At 62.6% G+C, this 20,350-nt stretch carries 18 protein-coding genes; 9 read left to right on the top strand and 9 right to left on the bottom strand.

Going from position 1 to position 20,350, the window contains the following annotated elements:
* Positions 1-8: 8 nt before the first annotated feature.
* Genes N2605_RS01790 through N2605_RS01775 form a run of 4 tightly spaced genes read right to left on the bottom strand, consistent with a single transcriptional unit; the run spans position 9 to position 3,869 of the window.
* Positions 9-1,037, bottom strand: coding sequence for an ABC transporter ATP-binding protein (locus N2605_RS01790; protein ID WP_225151979.1), 1,029 nt, complete (start codon positions 1,035-1,037; stop codon positions 9-11).
* On the bottom strand, positions 1,034-2,023 hold the full coding sequence (locus N2605_RS01785; protein ID WP_260345659.1) for an ABC transporter ATP-binding protein: 990 nt from the start codon (positions 2,021-2,023) through the stop codon (positions 1,034-1,036). The genes N2605_RS01790 and N2605_RS01785 overlap by 4 nt, the downstream gene beginning before the upstream one ends.
* Positions 2,020-2,928 (bottom strand): ABC transporter permease, encoded by a 909-nt coding sequence (locus N2605_RS01780; RefSeq protein WP_225144957.1) that lies wholly within the window; start codon positions 2,926-2,928, stop codon positions 2,020-2,022. The genes N2605_RS01785 and N2605_RS01780 overlap by 4 nt, the downstream gene beginning before the upstream one ends.
* Entirely contained in the window at positions 2,928-3,869 is a 942-nt protein-coding gene (locus N2605_RS01775) for an ABC transporter permease (RefSeq protein WP_036014490.1), read from the bottom strand. Before N2605_RS01775 ends, N2605_RS01780 begins: the two co-directional genes overlap by 1 nt.
* Before the next feature lie 202 nt (positions 3,870-4,071).
* Here N2605_RS01775 and N2605_RS01770 point away from each other — a divergent pair, with 202 nt between their 5' ends.
* The 3 genes from N2605_RS01770 (at position 4,072) to N2605_RS01760 (ending at position 8,627) form a co-directional block, all read left to right on the top strand.
* A complete protein-coding gene (locus N2605_RS01770) occupies positions 4,072-5,106 on the top strand; it encodes a LacI family DNA-binding transcriptional regulator (RefSeq protein ID WP_162131184.1) in 1,035 nt (344 codons plus the stop codon).
* A gap of 2 nt (positions 5,107-5,108) precedes the next feature.
* Complete coding sequence (locus N2605_RS01765) at positions 5,109-6,521, top strand: amidase (RefSeq protein ID WP_225144958.1); 1,413 nt, start codon at positions 5,109-5,111, stop codon at positions 6,519-6,521.
* 84 nt (positions 6,522-6,605) lie between these two features.
* Positions 6,606-8,627: a YgiQ family radical SAM protein gene (locus tag N2605_RS01760; protein ID WP_260345658.1), complete on the top strand. Its 2,022-nt coding sequence runs from the start codon at positions 6,606-6,608 to the stop codon at positions 8,625-8,627.
* Between the two features lie 101 nt (positions 8,628-8,728).
* Here the strand turns inward: N2605_RS01760 and N2605_RS01755 are convergent, their stop codons facing one another.
* Complete coding sequence (locus N2605_RS01755) at positions 8,729-9,202, bottom strand: hypothetical protein (protein ID WP_225144960.1); 474 nt, start codon at positions 9,200-9,202, stop codon at positions 8,729-8,731.
* On the opposite strand from N2605_RS01755, the gene N2605_RS01750 reads away from it, so the two are divergent.
* Both N2605_RS01750 and N2605_RS01745 read left to right on the top strand, forming a co-directional pair.
* A complete protein-coding gene (locus tag N2605_RS01750) occupies positions 9,194-9,526 on the top strand; it encodes a DUF3325 family protein (RefSeq protein ID WP_051057169.1) in 333 nt (110 codons plus the stop codon). The genes N2605_RS01755 and N2605_RS01750 overlap by 9 nt on opposite strands.
* A gap of 304 nt (positions 9,527-9,830) precedes the next feature.
* Complete coding sequence (locus tag N2605_RS01745) at positions 9,831-10,784, top strand: tetratricopeptide repeat protein (protein WP_260345656.1); 954 nt, start codon at positions 9,831-9,833, stop codon at positions 10,782-10,784.
* A gap of 1,041 nt (positions 10,785-11,825) precedes the next feature.
* Here N2605_RS01745 and N2605_RS01740 read toward each other — a convergent pair.
* Both N2605_RS01740 and N2605_RS01735 read right to left on the bottom strand, forming a co-directional pair.
* Entirely contained in the window at positions 11,826-12,155 is a 330-nt protein-coding gene (locus tag N2605_RS01740; protein ID WP_225174133.1) for a hypothetical protein, read from the bottom strand.
* Between the two features lie 481 nt (positions 12,156-12,636).
* The gene (locus tag N2605_RS01735) at positions 12,637-13,416 is read right to left on the bottom strand and encodes a hypothetical protein (protein WP_260345655.1); all 780 of its coding nucleotides are present in this window, start codon (positions 13,414-13,416) and stop codon (positions 12,637-12,639) included.
* A gap of 1,084 nt (positions 13,417-14,500) precedes the next feature.
* Between N2605_RS01735 and N2605_RS01730 the strand changes: the two genes are divergently transcribed.
* The 4 genes from N2605_RS01730 to N2605_RS01720 all read left to right on the top strand — a co-directional run bounded on the left by N2605_RS01730 (position 14,501) and on the right by N2605_RS01720 (position 18,205).
* Positions 14,501-15,496, top strand: coding sequence for a methyltransferase (locus N2605_RS01730; protein WP_057028272.1), 996 nt, complete (start codon positions 14,501-14,503; stop codon positions 15,494-15,496).
* A 320-nt stretch (positions 15,497-15,816) separates the two neighbouring features.
* The gene (locus N2605_RS36345; RefSeq protein WP_311735352.1) at positions 15,817-16,311 is read left to right on the top strand and encodes a glycosyltransferase family 2 protein; all 495 of its coding nucleotides are present in this window, start codon (positions 15,817-15,819) and stop codon (positions 16,309-16,311) included.
* Entirely contained in the window at positions 16,293-16,805 is a 513-nt protein-coding gene (locus tag N2605_RS36340; protein WP_311735351.1) for a glycosyltransferase family protein, read from the top strand. The genes N2605_RS36345 and N2605_RS36340 overlap by 19 nt, the downstream gene beginning before the upstream one ends.
* A 353-nt stretch (positions 16,806-17,158) precedes the next feature.
* A complete protein-coding gene (locus N2605_RS01720; protein ID WP_260345654.1) occupies positions 17,159-18,205 on the top strand; it encodes a lytic transglycosylase domain-containing protein in 1,047 nt (348 codons plus the stop codon).
* 98 nt (positions 18,206-18,303) lie between these two features.
* Here the strand turns inward: N2605_RS01720 and N2605_RS01715 are convergent, their stop codons facing one another.
* Both N2605_RS01715 and N2605_RS01710 read right to left on the bottom strand, forming a co-directional pair.
* Complete coding sequence (locus N2605_RS01715) at positions 18,304-19,005, bottom strand: formylglycine-generating enzyme family protein (RefSeq protein WP_260345653.1); 702 nt, start codon at positions 19,003-19,005, stop codon at positions 18,304-18,306.
* A 72-nt stretch (positions 19,006-19,077) separates the two neighbouring features.
* Positions 19,078-20,127: an aldo/keto reductase gene (locus N2605_RS01710; RefSeq protein WP_260345652.1), complete on the bottom strand. Its 1,050-nt coding sequence runs from the start codon at positions 20,125-20,127 to the stop codon at positions 19,078-19,080.
* Positions 20,128-20,350 lie beyond the last annotated feature (223 nt).

Here is a 20,350-nt window from a genome sequence, read left to right as displayed (position 1 = left end):
TTCTGTTTCTAGGCAACTGCGTCGGGGGCTACGGCCCGGCCCGGACCCGGCGCGTCGAAGCGTGGCAGCGATCCTGCGTGATGACAGGCGACGGCATGGCCGGGCGTGACTTCAGTCATCGCCGGCGCCGCTTGCGCGCAAATGTCCGTCGCGAACGGACAGCGCGTGCGAAAGCGGCATCCGGACGGCAGCGAAGCGGCACTCGGCACCTCGCCTTCGAGAGCCGCGCGGCGGCGCCGGTTGCGCGGGTGGACCGCAGGGACGGAATCGATCAACGCCCGCGTATACGGATGCGCCGGTGCAGCGAATACGGCCTTCGCCGGCCCCTGCTCGACGATGGCGCCGAGATACATCACCGCCACGTCGTCCGCGAGATAGCGCACCACGGCGAGATCATGCGAGATGAACAGATAGGAGATCCCGATCTCGCGCTGGACATCCTTCAGGAGATTCAGGATCTGGGAGCGGATCGACACGTCCAGCGCCGCGACCGCCTCGTCCGCGACGATCAGCGCGGGATCCGCGGCGAGCGCCCGCGCGATGCCGAGGCGCTGCCGCTGTCCGCCCGACAAATGATGCGGCAGACGTGCGCGAAAATGTTGGGGCAGTCCGACCTGGTCGAACAGACGCGCGACCTTCCGCCGTCGCGACACCGCATCGCCGATGCCGAAATTCTGCAAGGGCTCTTCGACGATCTCCGCCGCGGTCATGCGCGAGTTGAGGCAGGCGAAGGGATCCTGGAACACCATCTGCACCTGCTGGCGCTTCCTGCGCAGCGTCTCGCCGGAGAGATTGCCGAAGTCCTCGCCATTGATGTGGACCGAGCCGGCCGTCGGCCGCAACAGGCGCACGACCATGCGGCCGATCGTGGTCTTGCCGCAGCCGCTTTCACCAACGAGGCAGAAGGTACGTCCGTGCGCGACGACGAAGCTGACGTCGTCGACGGCGCGAAGATCGCGCCGGCCGAACAATCCGAACGGCCCCTGCCGTGAGGTGAAGATCTGGGTCAGACCTGAGACCTCGAGGACGGCGCTCATGCCGGCACCATCGCGCCGGCCTTGCCCAGCCAGCATGCCGTCAGGTGCTCGTCAGCGCCCGACAACAACGGCGGCTCCGAGTGACACACCGGCATCGCCGCGCCGCAGCGCTGGCGAAAGGCGCAGCCCGTGCCGAGCGAGACCGGGCTCGGCACGCTGCCGGGAATCTCGGCGAGACGATCGCGGGTGCCGCTGTTGAGCTGGCCGATCGCCCCAAGCAGGCCGCGCGTATAGGGATGGGCCGCGGCATCGAAGATGCCGTTGACGCCGGCCTGCTCCACGATGCTGCCGGCGTAGAGCACGACGACCCGGTCGGCCATTTCCGCGACCACCCCGAGATCGTGCGTGATCAGGAGCACGGACGTGCCGAACTCGCGACGCAGATCGTCGATCAGGGTCAAGACCTGGGCCTGGATGGTGACGTCGAGCGCGGTGGTCGGCTCGTCGGCGATCAGCAATGCAGGGCGCAGGGCGAGCGCCATCGCGATCATCACGCGCTGCCGCATGCCACCGGAAAGCTGGTGCGGAAATTCGGAGGCCCGTCGCCGCGCATCCGGAATGCGGACGAGATCGAGCAATCCGACCGCCTGCCGCCGCGCGTCCGCCTCGGACACGCCACGATGCTCGACGATCACCTCCGCGATCTGCTCGCCGACCCGCAGCAGCGGATTGAGCGACGTCATCGGCTCCTGAAACACCATGGCGAGACGGTCGCCCCGGAGCTTGCGCAGTTCCTCGGCGCCGAGCGTGACGAGATCGCGCCCCTCGAAGAGGATGCGGCCGGAAGCGACCTGCATGACGCTTTGGTCGAGCAGGCCGATGATGGAGAGCGCGGTCAGGCTCTTGCCACAGCCGCTCTCGCCGACGAGGCACAGCGTTTCACCCGGGTCGATTGCAAACGAGACGTTGCGGACGAGCGGGACCGGGGCGCCCCGCGTGTTGAGCGTGATGGAAAGGTTCTCGACGGAGAGCAGCGGCGCGCTCATCGCATCTCGCCTCCCACAAAGCTCGGATCGAGCAGGTCGCGAAGCACATCTCCGAGCAGGTTGGCGGCGAGCACCGTCATCGCCAGCATCAAGGCTGGGAAGCCGAGAATCCACGGCGCGATCTGCAGGAACTGCCGTCCCTCCGACATCATGTTGCCCCAGCTCGGCACGTCGGGCGGCGTGCCTGCACCGAGAAACGACAGGATCGATTCCAGGATCATCGCGGAGGCAAAGACGTAGGTCGACTGCACCATGATCGGCCCGGCAGCGCCGGGCAGGATGTGACGATGCAGGATGGTCACGGTACGCCCGCCACAAGTGATGGCGGCCTCGACATAGACGCGTTCGCGCAAGCTGAGAACGCTGGCGCGCACCACGCGCGCCATGCGGGGAATTTCCGGGAGGCTGATCGCCGTGACGATCACGATGGGCGAAGCGCCAATCAGCGCCACGAGTGCGATCGCGAGCAGGATCGCGGGGATCGCCATCACCGCATCCATCGCGCGCATTACGATCTTGTCGACGCTGCGGAAATAACCGGCGATGACACCGATGCACACGCCGATCAGCGTGGTGAGAACAGCAACGGCAATGCCGACCGACAGCGAAACCCGCGTTCCCACCAGCGCGCGGGCAAACACGGAACGTCCGACTTGATCGGTGCCGAAGGGCTCCGCCGGCGACGGCGGTTGAAGCCGGTTCAGCGGATCCAGCGCAGCGGGATCCGCGGTGATCCACGGGCTCACGACGGCCGTCACGCCAAAGGCGAGCAGCAGAACGCAACTCAGAGCCAGTATGGGCTGGCGAACCGGCAGGCTCGCGATCTGCGCAAACCGGTTGACACCGATGTCCGGCGCATCGAGCCCTTCTGCTGCGTGGGTCATCGCCATCGGCTCGTCCTGCATCAGTACCGGATCCGCGGATCGACGACGGCGTAGAGAATGTCGACCACGAGATTGACGACGACATAGACGAAGGCGAACAGCAGGATCAGGGCTTGCACCACCGGATAGTCGCGCCGGAGAATGGAGTCTGCGGTCAGCCGGCCGAGGCCGGGAATGGAAAACACGGTCTCGGTAACGACGACGCCGCCAAGCAGCGCGGCAAATCCGATGCCGACGACCGTGATGATCGGGACTGCGGCATTGCTGAGCACGTGCCGTACGATGATTTTGCGGGCCGCGAGCCCCTTGGCATGGGCGGTGCGGACATAATCTTCGCGCAGCACCTCCAACACCGCAGCGCGCGTCACCCTCGCGATCAAGGCGATATAGAGGAAGCTCAGCGAGATCGCGGGCAGCACGAGCGAATGCAGGCAGGCCAGCACGCCCTGCGACAGCGGCTTATAGCCCTGCACCGGAAACCAGTGCAGGCCGAGTGCGAGCGTATAGACAAGCGCGAAAGCGACGACGAAGACCGGCAATGAGAAGCCGAGCACCGCCCCCGCCATGGTCAGGCGCGCGACGAGCCCCCTCGGACGATAGGCGGCGACGAGGCCGAGCGGCACGGCGACGACGACCGCGATCGTGATCGTCATGAGAGAGAGAAGCAGCGTCGGCTCGATCCGCTGGGCGACGAGCTGCGAGACCGGGATGCGGCTGAACAGCGACAGCCCGAAATCGCCGCTCAGGATGCGGCCGGCCCATGCGAGGAAACGCGGCAGCAGCGGCAGATTGAGTCCGAGCGCCTGGCGCACCGCCTCCACCTGTGGCGGCGAGGCGAAGTCACCGGCGATCAGCACGGCGGGATCACCCGGCACGAGGCTGAGCAGCAGAAAGACGAATACCGCGACGGCGAGCAGCACGGGGATGGCCGCGAACAGCCGACCGACCACATAGCCGGTCATGCCGAGCGCCTGCAAATGCAGACCGGCGATCGCCGGACGCCATCCAGCCCACACACCATTGCCTCCCTGGTTTCAGTTAAACGTTTTTCTAATGAAGCACGGAAGCTGGTCTATCGCAACGGTATTGTACACTTCTCATGCTCTTTTGGCTTGCCTCCAGTCAATCCAACCAATACAAAAACGTTTAACAGGAGAATGGTTGATGCCGGCAGGGCCATTGCCCACTATCCACGAGGTCGCCCGGCTCGCCGGTGTCTCCGTGGCCACCGTGTCGAAGACGCTCAACCGGTCGGGCAAGGTCAGCGAGCTCCTCCAGGCGCGCGTCAATGCGGCAGCACGCAAGCTCGGCTATGCACCGCATGCCAGCGCCCGCAGCCTGCGCAGCGGCGCCACGCGCATCCTCGGGCTGCTCGTGGCGGATCTCGCCAATCCCTATTTCCTGAAGCTGGTCGAGAGCATTGAGCGGTTATCGAGCGCCGCGGGCTATTCCGTCATTCTCTGCAACAGTGCCGAAGACCCCGGGCGCGAGGAGCGGCATCTTGCCATGCTGCTGTCGCAGCGCGCCGACGGCGTCATCGTCATCCCGACCCGGCGCGGCTGGAGCGGACGCCAGGCCGCGCTGGCGGACTTGCCGATGCCGGGCATTCTGGTGGACCGACGCATCGAGGGGCTCGACCTCGATTCGGTCACGACCGACAACGTTGCGCTGGGACGGCTCGCGGCCGAACATCTCGACGATCTCGGCCATCGCCGCATCGCCGTGATCATGGGATCGCCCGAGCATCAGATCGCGCGCCACCGCCTCGATGGCCTCCGAAGCGGCCTGGCCTCGCGCGGCACCACCCTCGACGAACGGCTGATCGAGAAGGACAATTTCTCCGAGGCCGCCGGCCATGCCGCCGCAATGCGGCTCCTGCGGCATGCGCAGCGACCGACCGCGATCTTCGCCACCAACAATCATCTTTCGCTCGGACTGCTTCGTGCCATTGCCGAGAGCGGGCTCACCATTCCCGACGACCTCTCCGTCATCGCGGTTGACGAGCCTCCGTGGGCCGGCCTGGTGCGGCCGGGCATGACCATCGTGACGCAGCCGTCCGAGGCGATTGCCCAAACCACGGTCTCGACCCTGCTGTCGCGAGTTTCGGAGGGACGTTCCGGCGTCGAGGGAGAGGCGAGATCGATCCAGCTTCAGCCGGCGCTGGTGGTGCGCGGGTCCACCGCCGCGATCCGGACATAGAGATGAGTGATGCGCCCAGCCTTGCGCCTTCCACCGGCATTCTTGCGCTGTCCGCCGTCGACGCCATTGCCGAGATTCGCAAAGGCCATCTGTCGCCGCTCGACGTGGTCGATGCCGCGATCGACAGGATCGAAGCGACGGATGCGGGAATCAACGCGATTCCGGTTCGCTGCTTCGAGGCCGCACGGGGTGAAGCACGGCGGCTTATGGAGAAAAAGGCGGCCGGTGAGGACTGGCCCCTGCTCTGCGGGCTTCCGCTCGCGGTCAAGGACAACACCGATGTCGCAGGCGTGCCGACCAGCGGCGGCAGCGCGCTGACGGCCCGCGGCGCCCCCGAGATATCGAATCCCGCGATCGATCGTCTCCAGCGCAATGGCGCCATCGTCGTGGGCAAGAGCAATCTGTCGGAGCTCGGCGGCGCCAACACCACCAACGCGCTGTTCGGCGCGACGCGCAATCCGTTCTTTCCTGCGCTGACCGCGGGCGGCTCCTCCGGCGGATCGGCAGCGGCGCTGGCCGCGCATCAGGTCTATCTCGCCCATGGCAACGATGTCGGCGGCAGCCTGCGCACGCCGGCCGCATTTTGCGGTGTTGCGGGGCTGAGGCCCACACCGGGCCTCGTGCCGAGAAAGCCGCTCTCCGATCCATTCGACACCGTTTTCGTCGAGGGACCGATGGCGCGGACGATTCCCGATCTTGCCTTGATGCTGGATGCGATGGCCGGCTTCCATCCGCCCGATCTGTTGTCGCGCAAGCATCCCGCATCGTTCCGCAACGCCGCCGCACGACCCGGATGGGCGGAGCGAATAGCGGTGTCCGAGGATCTCGGCCTGCTGCCGGTCGATCACGACATCCGTTCCGCCTTCCGCGGCGCGATCGACCGGCTTCAACCCGCCGGCTGCAGGATGAGCGAGACCGCCCCTGATCTCGCCGGGCTGCCGCGCGTGATCCGCGCGCTGCGTGGTCTCGCCTATCTCGCCACCTGGGGCAGGCTTTGGCCGCAATCGCGCGAACGCTTCACGCCTGAGGTCGCCGGCGACATCGCCCATGGCGAAAGCCTGTCCGCGAGAGACATCGCGGCCGCGATGGAGCAGCGGGCGGCGATCTATCGACGCATGCAGACCTTCTTCAGGGAGTTCGACATCCTGATCTGCCCGACCGCGCAGGTCGCGCCCTTTCCGGTCGAGATCATGTGGCCGACCGAGATCGAGGGGACCGCATCGAAGATCTACATCGACTGGATCATGATCACCTATGTCTGGTCGATCCTCGGCTGCCCTGCGCTGGCGGTGCCCGCCGGCCGCGATGGGGCCGGCATGCCGGTCTCCTTGCAGGTCGTCGGCCCACCGCACAGCGAGGAGCGCCTGATCTCCTTCGCGGCGCGGATCGAGCAGGCGTTTTCCTCGCCATCCTGAGGGAAAGGCGATGTCCCGCGGAACCTGATCTTTCACGCGCCCGTCGGTTGAATTCATGGCCTCGGAGCCCTATGCGTAGGCGCCATGGACACCCAGATGATTGCCGCCGAAAAGCCGCTGATGGCCCAGGCGCGCCCGCGCAAGCCGGCGCCGTTCCTCCCGATGAGCCGCGCCGAGATGAACGCGCTCGGCTGGGACGCCTGCGACATCGTGCTGGTGACCGGGGATGCCTATGTCGACCATCCGAGCTTCGGCATGGCGATCATCGGCCGCCTGCTGGAGGCGCAAGGGTTCCGCGTCGGCATCATCGCGCAGCCCGACTGGCATTCGGCCGAGCCGTTCAAGGCGCTCGGCAAGCCAAAGGTGTTCTTCGGCGTCACCGGCGGCAACATGGATTCCATGGTGAACCGCTACACCGCGGACCGTCGCATCCGCAGCGACGATGCCTATACGGCGGGCGGCGAAGGCGGCAAGCGGCCGGACCGCTGCACCATCGTCTATGCCCAGCGCTGCCGCGAGGCGTTCAAGGACACCCCGATCGTGCTCGGCGGCATCGAGGCCTCGCTGCGCCGGATCGCGCATTACGATTACTGGTCCGACAAGGTGCGCCGCTCGGTGCTGGCGGACGCCAAGGCGGACTTGCTGCTCTACGGCAACGCCGAGCGTGCCGTGGTCGAAGTGGCGCACCGGCTCGCGGCTGGCGAAGCGCCGCGCGAGCTCGACGACATCAGGGGCGTGGCGCTGTTCCGAAAGGTGCCGGACGATTACACCGAGCTGCACGCCGACGATCTCGAGTCCGCCGACGAGGGCGCATCGCGCCAGAAGGGCTCAACCGTGATCCGCCTGCCGGCGCTGGAGCAGGTCGAGCAGGACAAGGAAGCCTATGCGCGCGCCTCGCGCGTGCTGCACCGGGAGAGCAATCCCGGCAATGCGCGGCCGCTGGTGCAGCGCCATGGCGACCGCGACCTCTGGCTCAATCCGCCGCCGATCCCACTCACGACGGAAGAGATGGACGCGGTCTACGATCTGCCTTACGCGCGCGCGCCGCACCCGTCCTATGGCGATGCCCGCATCCCCGCCTGGGAGATGATCAAGTTCTCGGTGACGATCATGCGCGGCTGCTTCGGCGGCTGCACCTTCTGCTCGATCACCGAGCATGAGGGCCGCATCATCCAGAACCGCTCGGAGGGATCGATCCTGCGCGAGATCGAGCGCATCCGCGACAAGACGCCGGGCTTCACCGGCGTCATCTCCGACATCGGCGGCCCCACCGCCAACATGTACCGGATGGCGTGCAAGGACCCGAAGGTCGAGGCGGCGTGCCGCCGTCCTTCCTGCGTCTTCCCCGAGATCTGCCCGAACCTCAACACCTCGCATGACGATCTGATCCGGCTCTATCGCAAGGTGCGCGAGACCAAAGGCATCAAGAAGGTGATGGTCGCCTCCGGCGTGCGCTACGACCTCGCGGTCGAGAGCCCCGAATACATCAAGGAGCTCGTCACCCACCACGTCGGCGGTTACTTGAAGATCGCGCCTGAACATACCGAGCGCGGCCCGCTCGACAAGATGATGAAGCCGGGCATCGGCGCCTACAACAAGTTCAAGCGCATGTTCGACGAGGCGGCCGAACGCGCCGGCAAGAAATATTACCTGATCCCCTACTTCATCGCGGCGCATCCGGGCACGACCGACGAGGACATGATGAACCTCGCGCTGTGGCTGAAGAAGAACCGCTACCGCGCCGACCAGGTGCAGACCTTCCTGCCCTCGCCGATGGCGACCGCGACCGCGATGTACCACACGGGCGTCAACCCCTTGCGCGGCGTGCGCCACGGCGGCAGCGACAAGGTCGAGGCGATCAAGGGCCTGCGCCAGCGGCGCCTGCACAAGGCATTCCTGCGCTACCACGACCCCGACAATTGGCCGCTGCTGCGCGAAGCCTTGATCGAGATGGGCCGCCGCGACCTGATCGGCTCGCAGCCGCATCAGCTCGTGCCAGCACATCAGCCGCCCGGCACCGGCAAGGCCGCCGGCACCAAGCGGCCAATGCGGCCCGGCGGCAAGACGCAGCGGTTCACGACCAAGGGCCTGCGGGTGATGAAGTAGCGGGCGTGAGCCGGATCTGGCACGGTTTGGTGTGGCGTCTTCGCGTCGGCAAGACGAAAGCTCGAAAACAACCCCATGCACAGTAGCCGGGGGCAGCAAGATCAACGGCTTACGAGCGCGATGAGATCGGCGCGAACATCGACCGCAAATCGAGGCATGATCGGCCCGGGGAAACGGTCAATTTCCGTTTTTGCGAAATTCGCTTGATCGTCGGGCAAAACAGGCGTATGATGCCACCATCGCGGAACGTGGATGAGACGAACCCGTCCTGCTGCTCCGTATCGATAGCTTGAGCTCACCGCGCCGCGCCCGAATTTCTCCGGCTTGGCTTGCAGGTTCGCGACGAGCGCCCTGTTGCCCGTCCTCAACGCGCTGACGACGCAGCGGCCGCTGTGGCACAGCCTGACGCAAGGCGACTGGGTGTTCGCCGGCATCGACGTGACGTGCTGGGCACTCGCACTGCTCCATGTTGTTCTGGCTGTTCGCACCGCCCGGAACCGATCAATTGTGCAATCGAAGCGCATGCCGCAGGTGCCGGTCGCCATTGCTTCCAGCGGTGCGGCGGAATGATCCATCTACTTGCCCTTGGGCTGTGTCTGGCGGGCTTTGCTGCGCTGGCTTTCGCCACGCACCGCCAGCAGCGCGATATTTTCGGCAAGGCGCTGCCGCGGGTGACGACCTATGGACTTCGGGCTGCCGGTGCAGGGGTGCTGCTGCTGGCGCTCGGCATCCTCGTGGCCGCAAAGAGCTGGAGTGTGGGCCTCGTGATGTTCAGTGGTCACACCACGATGGCTGCCGCCATCGTGTTTTGTGCGCTGATCGGGTGGGGAAGACTGGCTGCCCGCACGGCGCGACGTCGACAGAATGATGCTCGCGTCCGCTCCGTCACTCGACGTTGAAGGTATTCGTTTCGTGATCAAGCTGGCCAGAAACGGTCGTGGATGCGGCAAATAGATGGTCGTGACTTTGTCTGCTTCTGGTCCAAAGCTGACCTTGCCGCGCTGCCTGCCTAGCGTCAGCTTTTGACCCGAAGCGGACATCCGCATCGCCCTGTATCATGCTCTTCTTTACCGGCACACGAGCGAAAGCGTAATTTCCTAGCGGCTTGCGCATTCATTGAGTGTCCCCGCTTTGGGGATTCATCGTTAATCAACCCGAAAGTGTCGCTTGCTTGTTTACCGGTCGCGATTAGACTTTTCCGCCATGACGCCCCGCCGCTGGATCATTGTCATCGCTGCGTTCATTCTCATGATGGTGATATCTGCGGGCATTCTGCGTACTGCCCTGCATTTTTGGCATCAGTGGCAACTCGCAAGCCTCGTGAATGGACCTCCGCCTAGCGACGAGGTCCTGACGACTGACGATTCGCTGACGGCCCTTAACAAGCGCGCCAGTCAGGCCGAGCGCTCACATGACTACCAGCGTGCGGTTGACCTTTACACTCAAGGATTGGAGGAGAGCTCGTATGGCGCCGACGCTCGCCGCGCCCTGCTGCGCCAGCGGGCCTTCGCCTATGAGAATTTGAAACAGTACGACCGCGCTGAGGCCGACTACAACGCGTCCTTGCAGATCGAGCCGCTTGATCCCTCCTTCTATGCCAAGCGCGGCTTCTATCTTATCAGGCGCGGACGTTACGACGATGCGCTAGCCGATTTCCGCAAGGGTGGGGAACTTGTTCCTAGCGACGGCACCTTCCCGTTCGGCGAAGGCGAAGTCTATGCAAAGCTCGGGCAGCATGAAAAATCGGCCGAACGGTACAGCGAAGCGATACGATGGACACCTCAAGCCGGGCGCTATTATCGCGAGCGCGGAAGTGCCTACAACCGTCTCGGCAAGTTCAAGGAGGCCAAGACCGACTATGACAAGGCTCTGGCTCTCGCTCGCGGCTATATCCAGCGCGAAGCTGCCGACTCCAATCTTGGACGCGGCTACGCGTCGTTGCGTCTCGGTCACTATCAAGACGCGATCGCCGATTTCGACGCGGTGTTGAGGGTCATGCCGCGATCGAGCGCTGCGCTGGCGTGGCGCGGTACAGCTTACCAGAGCCTTGGCAAGAGCAATGAAGCGGTTGCCGACTTCAAGGCGGCGCTGGCGATTGATCCAAAGAACGCGAATGCAATGGACGGACTCAAGTCGTTCGGCGTGCCGGCGCCCTAGGCTTCATATCGGCGCCGGTTTGGCTCGCTCTCGTCGGACATATGTCCGGCTTTGGCCCGTAGCCGTCCTCCCGAGCGTCGCCCTCCGAGGACCGCTTTTGACCCGGAGCGGAAGTCGGCCCTCTTGGCCTATTCAATGGCATAAGGGTTGAGCTTCGGAACGCCCTGCTTCCAATTCACCCATTCTTCCGCGTCACGGAGGGACACAAAGTCGGCAACACGTCTCCTTGTGGCCCATCGGCGAAGATGCGCGTCGGCCCACGGAGGTCCGCTCGTTGCGGCAGAGCGGACGAGATTTGCTGAACTTCAGTTCTTCATGTTTCGGCCCGAAGCGGAAGGTAGCGAGCGGTCGCCAATGGCGTGGCATTCCCCGAACTTGTCGTCCTTACTGTCCATCAGGTCCCGGCCTGGAATCTTCTATCCGGGCCTTGAGCGGAAAGAAACTCTCGGCCAGGATCCTGTTTTCCGCCGTCTGCAGTCCTTGATTGAGGTAGGACATATGATCCTCGCCCTCGAGCGATTTCGGATCGCTGGTAAATCCCCGCGCGTGGGGACGCGCGAGAGCCGGCGGACGCATGACTTATTATCACCAAGCTTTGGCGTGCTCGCGGAGACTGGGTCTTGTTCTCCAAGGAATTGGGAGCGAAGTCAGCTTGCAGTGAGACCGATAGCTCGGCCTGAAGATAAGGCTCGGCGTTCTCCTGCCGAGCCTTCTTCCTATTTGTCTATCCGTCGATTCCGCTCTCGAAAACGGACAAGACGATCTTTACTTATTTAGCGGCTATCACACGGCAAACGGCCCGTGTTTCTCGGTCGTAGTGACCCGGCTGTTTCAGGACAGCTGCACAGCGCCGCAACACCCGCTGCTGCTCTGCGACCTCCAATGTCGCGAAGGCTGTGCCGACGTTGGCAGGATTGAGGCCTGCCAATCCAGAGCTGTTGTTTGCATTGGCAACGCCATTATTTGAAATGCCCACGGCTCCCGCGGCACCAGGACCAATGCCAACAGTGCCAAGCCCGCCGGTGCCGATCCCCCCAGTACCTACGCTGCCAGAACCGACACCAACTCCCGCACCTGCCCCACCAACTCCTGCAACACTCGCACCTGCGCCAGCTCCCGCCGCGCCTCCGCCGACACCCACGCCCCCCGTAGCGCCAATTCCGCCAACTCCGGCGCCCGCTCCAGCACCGACGCCAGCACTGCCCACTCCGACGCCAGCACCCGCGCCGACACCACCAACTCCGGCGCCAACGCCGGCACCCACGCCACCATCGCCCACTCCGGCGCCGGCACCCGCGCCAACGCCGCCAACCCCGGCACCAACACCGGCGCCGACGCCACCGCTACCCACTCCCGCACCAGCACCTGCACCGACACCTCCAACACCGGCGCCAACACCCGCGCCCACCTGGGCTTGCACGAGTGGTGCTGCTGCGGACAATGCAACGCAGAGCGTGGCCGCATAGAAAAGCTTCATTCGCATACACGCCTCCATGAATTCCCGGCGCCCGCAAAGGGACGCCTGCAACAAGATTCTTGTCCAGGAGGAAGCGATGATTTGTCGGTCCGTTCCTCAACCGGCTCCAAGTAGGTTAACGGGACGAAAAGAGCATTCTGAGAATTTTGCGATTGCGGAATCAGCGCGCAGTCGCGAGGCTATCGAGTTCGCAATTCATCTCGTCGCTTGTGGGGAAGCGTTCGGTGGCTTACGCGCGGTTTCGTAAGCTCCGCTTTATGGCCCGTGTTAGACCACAGCTCGGGCGCCGCGAGGTCAGCTGTCGGGCGTTGACCCGCCAAAGTTATGACCGGTCAAGGCAGCCTTTGACCCAAAGCGGACGTAGCGTTGACCGCGCTAACAGCGCGTCAGATAACGGCACACCACTTCACGAACGAACCGCAGGCGGCGATTGGCATAGGCGCGGCCCCCGTTCAGGCGGAAGTCGACGAAGCTAACGCGTGCGACCACGCCCTCGGTGATCGACATCATATACTTGCATAGAAATACGGGATGGAGCCTCCCTTCACACTGCACCGAAAAGAATTCGTCTGCAGGCTCCCCCATATAGTTGGAATAGCTTGCGACGCCCTTGTAATGAGCTAATCCCTCGAAATCATCGTTCTGACGCTTCGGGGCGGATCGCAACACGTTGGCGCGGGTTGCATCCGCATAGGCTGCTGTAGGCATCTGGCTCGGATGGATCTGAACTATAGTCTCTTCGGCACGCATGCGCTGGCCAGCGGTCGCGCGGTCAAGGCCGTCGCGCCGTGATCGCTCCGCCACCGCGACGCTCCACGGCTCACCGCTGCCATCGACGAACACGAGTTCGACTTCATTCGAACTGAGTTGCGAGGGCAGCGGCCCCTTACTGCTCGGCGGCGCCCTGTTGACGAAAACCACAAATGCCCGGGGCACGATAAGATCCGGAAAATTGGCCTTTCCGACAACATCATTGACAAGGCTGATCCGCATCGGAGTCATGTCGAGCGAGAAGTGCATGTAATCTGCCGGGACCTGATTGGGCACGTCGTCCGCGCGGGCGAAATCGAGGCCGTAGCTCGCCAACACGATTGCAGCCGCTAGGATGCCGCGTTCGATCCGTCTCTTGGTAGTTACGTTTTCTATTGTCAACATTGAGGAACCCAGTCATCGCGCCTCGATTATGTCGATCACAACTTAAGCGCTAACCGCTCACACCGCACGTGAGGCGCACCCTCACGATTAATAGAATGTTGCTTGGGACCTATTGGCGGCGGACGTCCGGAACTGGCCCTAAGCGGCGGTTGAAAGATGTCTGCTAGTCCGCCGCTGTCGGGATACAAGCGGACATCTCAAGTCCGGGCCGAAAATGGTGCGATTGACCCGAAGCCGACTCTTCGTGATCATCGCCTCCAGTTCGCTTGGAAATGCCTGCGTCATTCGATCGATACATTTTGAATGGAAGCGGTTAGCCTTTACGAGATCTGGCATCGCGTATAGGTTGTGCAAATCCAACATTTAGCGGGATTCGGATGTGCGTGCCTTATGGTCTTTGGCTTTGATGGCACTGATTGTCGCAGAAATTCTTCTTTTCGCAGCCCAGCCCGATTGCGGCGACGGGCATGTGCCCGTGCCTGGATTGTCGGGATGGCATTGTAGGCTGAAAGGCGATGGTCCGAGACCCTGAGGTCGTGAGCCACCTGGTCTCCCAAAGGCGGACCGAACGTCCGCAACGGCGGTCGACTTCGTTAGGCTTTGACCCAAAGCGCTCTCGGTCGAGAGGTGGATAACCACCTTACGCAACCACATAAGTCACACATCCGCAGCGCGAGACCAGATGCCGAAAGGTAAGAAGAAGTTCTGACCATGCACATGCACCTGCGCTTTTCGTCAGCAACTGAATTGCATCAGGTTCAAATTGGGCGAATGCGACCAGAAGCGATTCCGGGGACATTTACTGACCCTAACGCCAGATTTGGACATATCAGGCGCCCATTGCCCGTAGCGAAAAAGAAGCCGCCGCGCACTCAGGACGACGATCCAGCCTGGGTGATCTCTGCCCGATAGAGGATTACCCGAGTCGATTATTGACCCGAACCGGACATCGACCTGAGCGGGATGTCTACATCGAACGACAAACACTGCACCCTCGGCTAAATTATCATCCCTTACCGGCACTTCAGGTCGTGATATTGAGACCACGGGCGCCGTGAGGCGGCGGCTGTTTGAAAGGAAAGCTATGTATAGTCCTTCTCAACAACTCATTCACCTGGGCCTTGGCTTCATGGTCTCCCAAGCCTTGCGCGTTGCGACAGATCTCAACGTTGCGGATCGCTTGGTCGCCGGAGAGCGGAGCGTCGACGATCTGGCGGAGGAAACGCATTGTCACTGCGATGCGCTCTATAGGATTATGCGGCTTCTCGCCGCCGAGGGGGTCTTTAGCGAAACCTCGGCCCGCCGTTTCCAACTCACCGAATTGGGCGCAGCCTTGCTTTCCGACGCGCCCTCAAGTCCCCGCGACCTGATCCGAATGATGAACAGGGAGCCCTATCTCGCCTTCGCTCAGCTCACTCATTCAGTGCAAACGGGTTTGCCGACGTTCGAAACCGTATTTGGAAAGCCCAGGTTCGATTGGCTGGCGGACCATCCGGACGCGGCTTCGCTATTCCAGCAGGCGATGATCGCGCTTAGCCAAGGCGCCAATGAAGCTGTAGCAGAGGCGTGTGATTTTGGTGCGTTTTCTCAGATTGTCGATGTCGGCGGCGGCCATGGACAGCTGCTTTCGGAGATCCTAAAGAGACACCCTCACCTTTCCGGCATATTGTTTGACCTACCGGCGGGGGTTGAGGCAGCGCGGGCTGATGCGGCAAGTTTCCCGCCACAGACCTCGTTCGTGGCCGGCAATTTCTTCAACGCCGTTCCCGCCGGTGCGGACGTCTATATCATGAAAAAGGTCATTCACGATTGGAATGACGAGCAAGCGGTACGCATCCTGCGCAATTGCCGAGAGGTAATGAAACCCCACGGACGAGTGTTAATTGCGGAGACTATTATTCCCCCGGGAAACGAACGAAATACGATCAAGCTAATCGATGCGAACATGCTTGTCGTTACGGGGGGCGTCGAGCGAACCGAGAGCGAATTTGCCGCTTTGCTTGCCGCCGCAGGTCTGCGGCTTGAGCGGGTCATTTCGACCGCCCGGGCTATCTCAGTTCTTGAGGCAAGCCGAGCCTGAAGTCTTCGAAAAAGCATCGGGTCATACATGCGCAACGAACCTTTAGATCGTCGAAACCTCTGCATGTCAGCTTTTGCCCCATCGCTGCGGCATCCCGCGACCGAGGATATGTCGGCTGTCAGGGGTAGACCGGGCCTAACCTAAGCCGGGCCAGATCGCCGCGATTGACCCATCGCGGCCTCCGTGTTGCCAAGGAGGGGATTTGCCATCGGCAGCGTTGGAGCAGATGAGCTGGCCGGTGCCAGCCGGCCCGGAACCCTTTCAATAGTATTTTCTTGAACAGATGGCGAGGCTCGATCGTCGGTGGAATCCGACAAAAAATGAGCTCCGTAGACGTCGTTGTTCCCTGCTTCAGGTATGGGCACTTCCTGCGAGAGTGCGTCGAGAGCGTTTTGACGCAATCCGGTCCCGAATTGCGCGTGCTCATCATCGATGATGCGTCACCTGACAATACCGCGGAAGTTGCGCAAGAGTTACGGTCCGATTCCCGCGTCGATTACCGCAGGCACATCTCGAATCAAGGTCTCATCGCGACCGCCAACGAAGGCATTGCCTGGGCGAGCGCCGACTATATGCTTCTGCTGTCTGCGGACGACTACCTGCTGCCCGGTGCCCTGTCGAGATCGGTCGATCTGATGGACAATCACCCTTCTGTCGCTTTCACCTTCGGAGGCGCGGTTGTTCTAGACCAGCGCGGGGATCATCCATTCTACAGAAGCTATTATGGAACGGAAGTGGATCTCCGAACGCGCATCTTGTCCGGACTCGAGTTCATCACTCTTGGTCTTGTATTGTGGTGTCACCGACCGTCGTAGTTCGCACGAGCCTGCAGAAAAAACTGGGCGGGTATCTAGCAGACTTGCCCTACGCCTCCGACATGGAAATGTGGTTGCGGCTCGCCGCACATGGCGACGTCGGATTCATTGGTGCGGACCAGGCCGTGTATCGATACCACTCACTCAACATGTCGAGTGAGCCTTCACCGGAGCTAAACCTGCTCCAACGCAAGGCGGCTATCGAACATTTCCTGAATGGCGGCGCCGCGATGCTGACAAACGATCTCAGGAACTGGTTGACCCGCCAATTGGCACTTGACGCGATCGTCCGCGCAAGCATTGCCTTCAACGAAGGAGCGATAGACACCTCAGCACGCCTTGCCGAACTTGCGTTGAGTATTGACCCAAGCGTTCAACATTCACGTCGTTGGTGGTTTCTTGCCTGCAAGAAGGTGCTTGGATTGCGAGGATGGCAGCTGGTGCGGCCTTCAGTTGAGTTGTTCAGATCCATCTTCCGGAACGAGCGGCGCTGAGTAGCCGAGCTCGCCGCGACGCATAGGCTGCCCGCTAGAGCCATTGGCGCATCATTTCCGCTTCTGGCCCGTAGCCGAAGGTTCCGGTGGCTGTCGGCGCGTCGGTTGCGGGGTGTAGCGCGGAAGCCGCTGAGATCGGATCCCATTGCCAGCATGTGCGCCCATGGCCGACCCACGAGCGTCCTCCGCCAGGAGCCGCTTGTGGCCCAAGAGGGACATATCGGGTTGCGAAGCAGAATGCCTGCTCTCGTTCACCACATTTAAACCTTAAGATTGTACGAAGAGTGCTCACCCACAGGCTGCAGGAACATGCGAACAGCCCTCGTACGGAAGCCAGCATTGGACTTCGGGCAATGAAGGCCTGGCAGACCAGCTGCATCGTGGCTGTTCTCGCATCCGTGGGACTCTTTCTGGCCGCCGCTAACAGACCGGCCGCGACGGTGCCCGATGTCATGTCGCAAGCGGCAGCGAGCATACCGGCTGCAGCGAGCATGGCGGCTCCCACGAACGTGGTGACGCCGGCCGCCTACGCAGAGGCATCCGCCAGACTTGCGGCAGCGCTTCGGGAAGAAAGAGCAGAGCCGCGCGCGGTGATGTCGGCAGGTTCGGCACCGCTACGCACCGAAGCCGAGATCGTCGATCAACCCGTCGCGCCGAAATTGGCCTCGTTGGGACAGGATGTCGTCCAATCGCTGCCGCCGGAACGCGATGCGTCCAACGGAGCTCCGAAAGCGGCGTCGACGCGGGATTTCCGTCATCTGGCCTACTACGTCTGGTCCGAACTGCCGCCCGCCGAGAAACCGGCGGAGATCGTCTTGCGTGCGTTCAGGGACATTCCGCTGGGAACGCCGACCGAAGAAATCAAGCGCGCTGCCGACGCGTTTGGTCTCGATTTCAATTTCATGATGGCGGTTGCCAAGATCGAATCCGGTTTCAACCCCAATCAACGCACCGGGTCCTATATCGGGCTGTTTCAGCTGAGCTATTATGAGTTCGGAAAGTTCGGCTTCGGGCAAATTCGCAGTCCGCGGGATAACGCCGTCGCCGCCGCCTACAAGATCATTACCGAGGGCGTCCTGTTCGAGTGGATCACCCACCGTAAGCCGGACATGAGCGATCTCTACCTGATTCATCAGCAGGGCTGGGAAGGCGCCGCCGAGCACATCAGCCGGCCCGCTCGCGCCGCGTGGAAATCGATGTGCGCCACCAGCGAAGGCAAGGAGAAGGGTGAGCGGTGGTGCAAACGCGCGATTTGGGGCAATGCACTTCCGGCCTTCAAGCGCACCTGGAAATCGGTCGACAACGTGACGTCAGAAGCGTTCGTCGGCATGTGGCGCGGCCGGGTCGCCGAATTCTACACGAAATATGTGGCGACTGCTGCGGCGGCGGCAAACCAATAAGTCGGTCGTCGGCAGCGCCGCGCATGCTTGCTTGTCTTTAGCGCAACTCGCCGGCCGTCGGCCTTTACCCAGGGTGTGTTGGCCCTCACCTGAACGGGCTATTGAGCCGTGTAAACGCAACGAAACCCGATATAGACCGCGTGAAAGTCGGCCGATTTCCACTGTACGGCTGACGCTTTTGTCTTGTCCGCACCGTACCACCACGACCCGCCGGCCGTCAGTGCCTCATCGCCCCGCCGATCCGCGAGCCATTCCCAGACATTGCCACCCATGTCGTACAGACCGTTGACACCCCGCTTGGTGGTACCCACGGCTGCATGCCGCGGCCAGCGATCTCTATCGGATGTGTTCATGCCGTCAGGTCTATGGCCGACAGGATAAGGATAGGTGCGTCCATTTACGAAATCGTCGGTAGGATTCGCACGCGCTTCGGTATAGGCGGCTCTTTCCCATTCTTCCAGGGTCGGCAAGCGTCCGCCCACGGCTAAGCAGTAGTCACGAGCTTCGTTCCACGACACATGCACCGCCGGCTCATCGTCGCTGCCCGGTTCTCCGAAAGGCGTCGCCCATGTCCAGCCGCGGCGACGGATCCAGCCGCCCGCGAATTCGTGTCCGCCTCCTTCCTGTTCGGCCGCGGTCTTCAGAGCTTTGTCAGCCGCGAAATTGCGAAACTGGCCGATCGTGACCTCGGTCCGGTCGATGGCAAACTTGCCCAGATTCTCGCGTTGGGCAGGATCGGCGAATGCAACGCCGGTAACGGCCATCAAGCCACATCGCAAAGCAATCGAGCGCCATTTCATGTATGAACTTCTCCTGTATTGCTTCCAGGTGAGAAGGGCAGGCGTCGACCCTGCGCGCCTGCCATTCATCGATCAACTCATGCGCTGACGCAATGCCGCCTGCGAACGGCGGATGACGCCCTGGTACATGCTCTGCTTGTCAGGATACCATTGCATCGACGCGAGATTGGCGAAGCCGGGAATGCTTTCCATATGCCGTGCCATCCGCTGCCGCATGGATTGATCCGGCTGAGGACCGCGCAGCGCGCCGACATTCTCGGCCGCGTGATCCGGGTTCGATGTCGCGGCAAGAACGGTCGTCACCGCCGGATGGCCCATGACCCATTTGATGAAGAACTGCGACCAGTTCTCCGCAGCGATATCGCGGGCAAAATCGGGCAGCGGCCGGCCCTCGACGATCTTGTGCAAGCGGCCTTTTTCGAGCGGCATATTTGTGAGCACGCCGACGCCCTTGTCGCTCGCCGCGCGAAGGACGCGCTCCTCGGCGTGACGATTGAAGATCGAATAGTTGACCTGGATGATGTCCACCAGATCCTTGTCGATCAATCCTGCGAGAATGTTGTGATAGTCATTCTCGTGGACCGAGGCGCCGACATAACGAATCCTGCCCTCTCTCTTCCATACGCGCAGCAGTGGCACGATCGCGTCGACATTGACCAGGCTGTGGCAGTGGAGCACGTCGATCTTGTCGCGCCACAGCCGCAGCCTCGATTGCTCCATGCTGGCCAAGGCGTGGCTTTCGTCGGCCAGGTAGTCGCCGGTCGACCAGATCTTGTTGCTGATGAACATCTGGTCCGTCACGCCCATGGCGCTGAGAAATCCACCGACGCTGACCTCGCCGGTACCGTAGAGGGGCGATGTATCGATCACCCGGACGCCGGCATCTATATATTTCCTGGTGACCTCTCGCAGCGCGTCGCGATTGCTGCCGGGCAGCAGGTCAAAAGTCAGAAACGTTCCCAGTCCGAGCGCGGGCAGACTTTCGTTGGTGCGGCCGATCGTTCGGGTGAGTACCGGCCCCGCCGCAGCCGCACGCGATGCAGTGCCGGCTGGCGCTTGCGCACTGGCGCTCGAAACGCCGACCGCAGTTGCGTGAACAGCCGTCGCCGCGATGGCGCCCATCGCGGTGGCGGCGCCGAGAAACTGGCGGCGATCGGTCGCCGTCGGCCAATCCTGTGGTGTCTTATCCATTGCAAATCTCCGTGATTTCGCCTGCGGCACTTGTCGCCTGCCAATAGAAAGGATCGACCTCTCGCTTTGTCGCGCGGGATTCTGACCAAATCACTCGGATCCTGATGCGACGATGCTCCCCTTCCGGCCTGCAAGGAATTGCGGTTCCAAGCTT

This window comes from Bradyrhizobium yuanmingense (assembly GCF_025200905.1).
Lineage (GTDB): Bacteria > Pseudomonadota > Alphaproteobacteria > Rhizobiales > Xanthobacteraceae > Bradyrhizobium > Bradyrhizobium yuanmingense.
This window is presented reverse-complemented; position numbering and strand designations above follow the sequence as displayed.

Coding starts and splice junctions, on each gene's coding strand:
- N2605_RS01755 (WP_225144960.1), bottom strand. CDS start 9,202: ATGGATCATTCCGCCGCACCGCTGGAAGCAATGGCGACCGGCACCTGC.
- N2605_RS01775 (WP_036014490.1), bottom strand. CDS start 3,869: ATGACCGGCTATGTGGTCGGTCGGCTGTTCGCGGCCATCCCCGTGCTG.
- N2605_RS01790 (WP_225151979.1), bottom strand. CDS start 1,037: ATGAGCGCCGTCCTCGAGGTCTCAGGTCTGACCCAGATCTTCACCTCA.
- N2605_RS01730 (WP_057028272.1), top strand. CDS start 14,501: ATGTATAGTCCTTCTCAACAACTCATTCACCTGGGCCTTGGCTTCATG.
- N2605_RS36345 (WP_311735352.1), top strand. CDS start 15,817: ATGAGCTCCGTAGACGTCGTTGTTCCCTGCTTCAGGTATGGGCACTTC.
- N2605_RS01720 (WP_260345654.1), top strand. CDS start 17,159: ATGAAGGCCTGGCAGACCAGCTGCATCGTGGCTGTTCTCGCATCCGTG.
- N2605_RS01785 (WP_260345659.1), bottom strand. CDS start 2,023: ATGAGCGCGCCGCTGCTCTCCGTCGAGAACCTTTCCATCACGCTCAAC.
- N2605_RS01745 (WP_260345656.1), top strand. CDS start 9,831: ATGACGCCCCGCCGCTGGATCATTGTCATCGCTGCGTTCATTCTCATG.
- N2605_RS01765 (WP_225144958.1), top strand. CDS start 5,109: ATGAGTGATGCGCCCAGCCTTGCGCCTTCCACCGGCATTCTTGCGCTG.
- N2605_RS01735 (WP_260345655.1), bottom strand. CDS start 13,416: ATGTTGACAATAGAAAACGTAACTACCAAGAGACGGATCGAACGCGGC.
- N2605_RS01715 (WP_260345653.1), bottom strand. CDS start 19,005: ATGAAATGGCGCTCGATTGCTTTGCGATGTGGCTTGATGGCCGTTACC.
- N2605_RS01760 (WP_260345658.1), top strand. CDS start 6,606: ATGGACACCCAGATGATTGCCGCCGAAAAGCCGCTGATGGCCCAGGCG.
- N2605_RS01770 (WP_162131184.1), top strand. CDS start 4,072: ATGCCGGCAGGGCCATTGCCCACTATCCACGAGGTCGCCCGGCTCGCC.
- N2605_RS01710 (WP_260345652.1), bottom strand. CDS start 20,127: ATGGGCGCCATCGCGGCGACGGCTGTTCACGCAACTGCGGTCGGCGTT.
- N2605_RS01780 (WP_225144957.1), bottom strand. CDS start 2,928: ATGCAGGACGAGCCGATGGCGATGACCCACGCAGCAGAAGGGCTCGAT.
- N2605_RS01750 (WP_051057169.1), top strand. CDS start 9,194: ATGATCCATCTACTTGCCCTTGGGCTGTGTCTGGCGGGCTTTGCTGCG.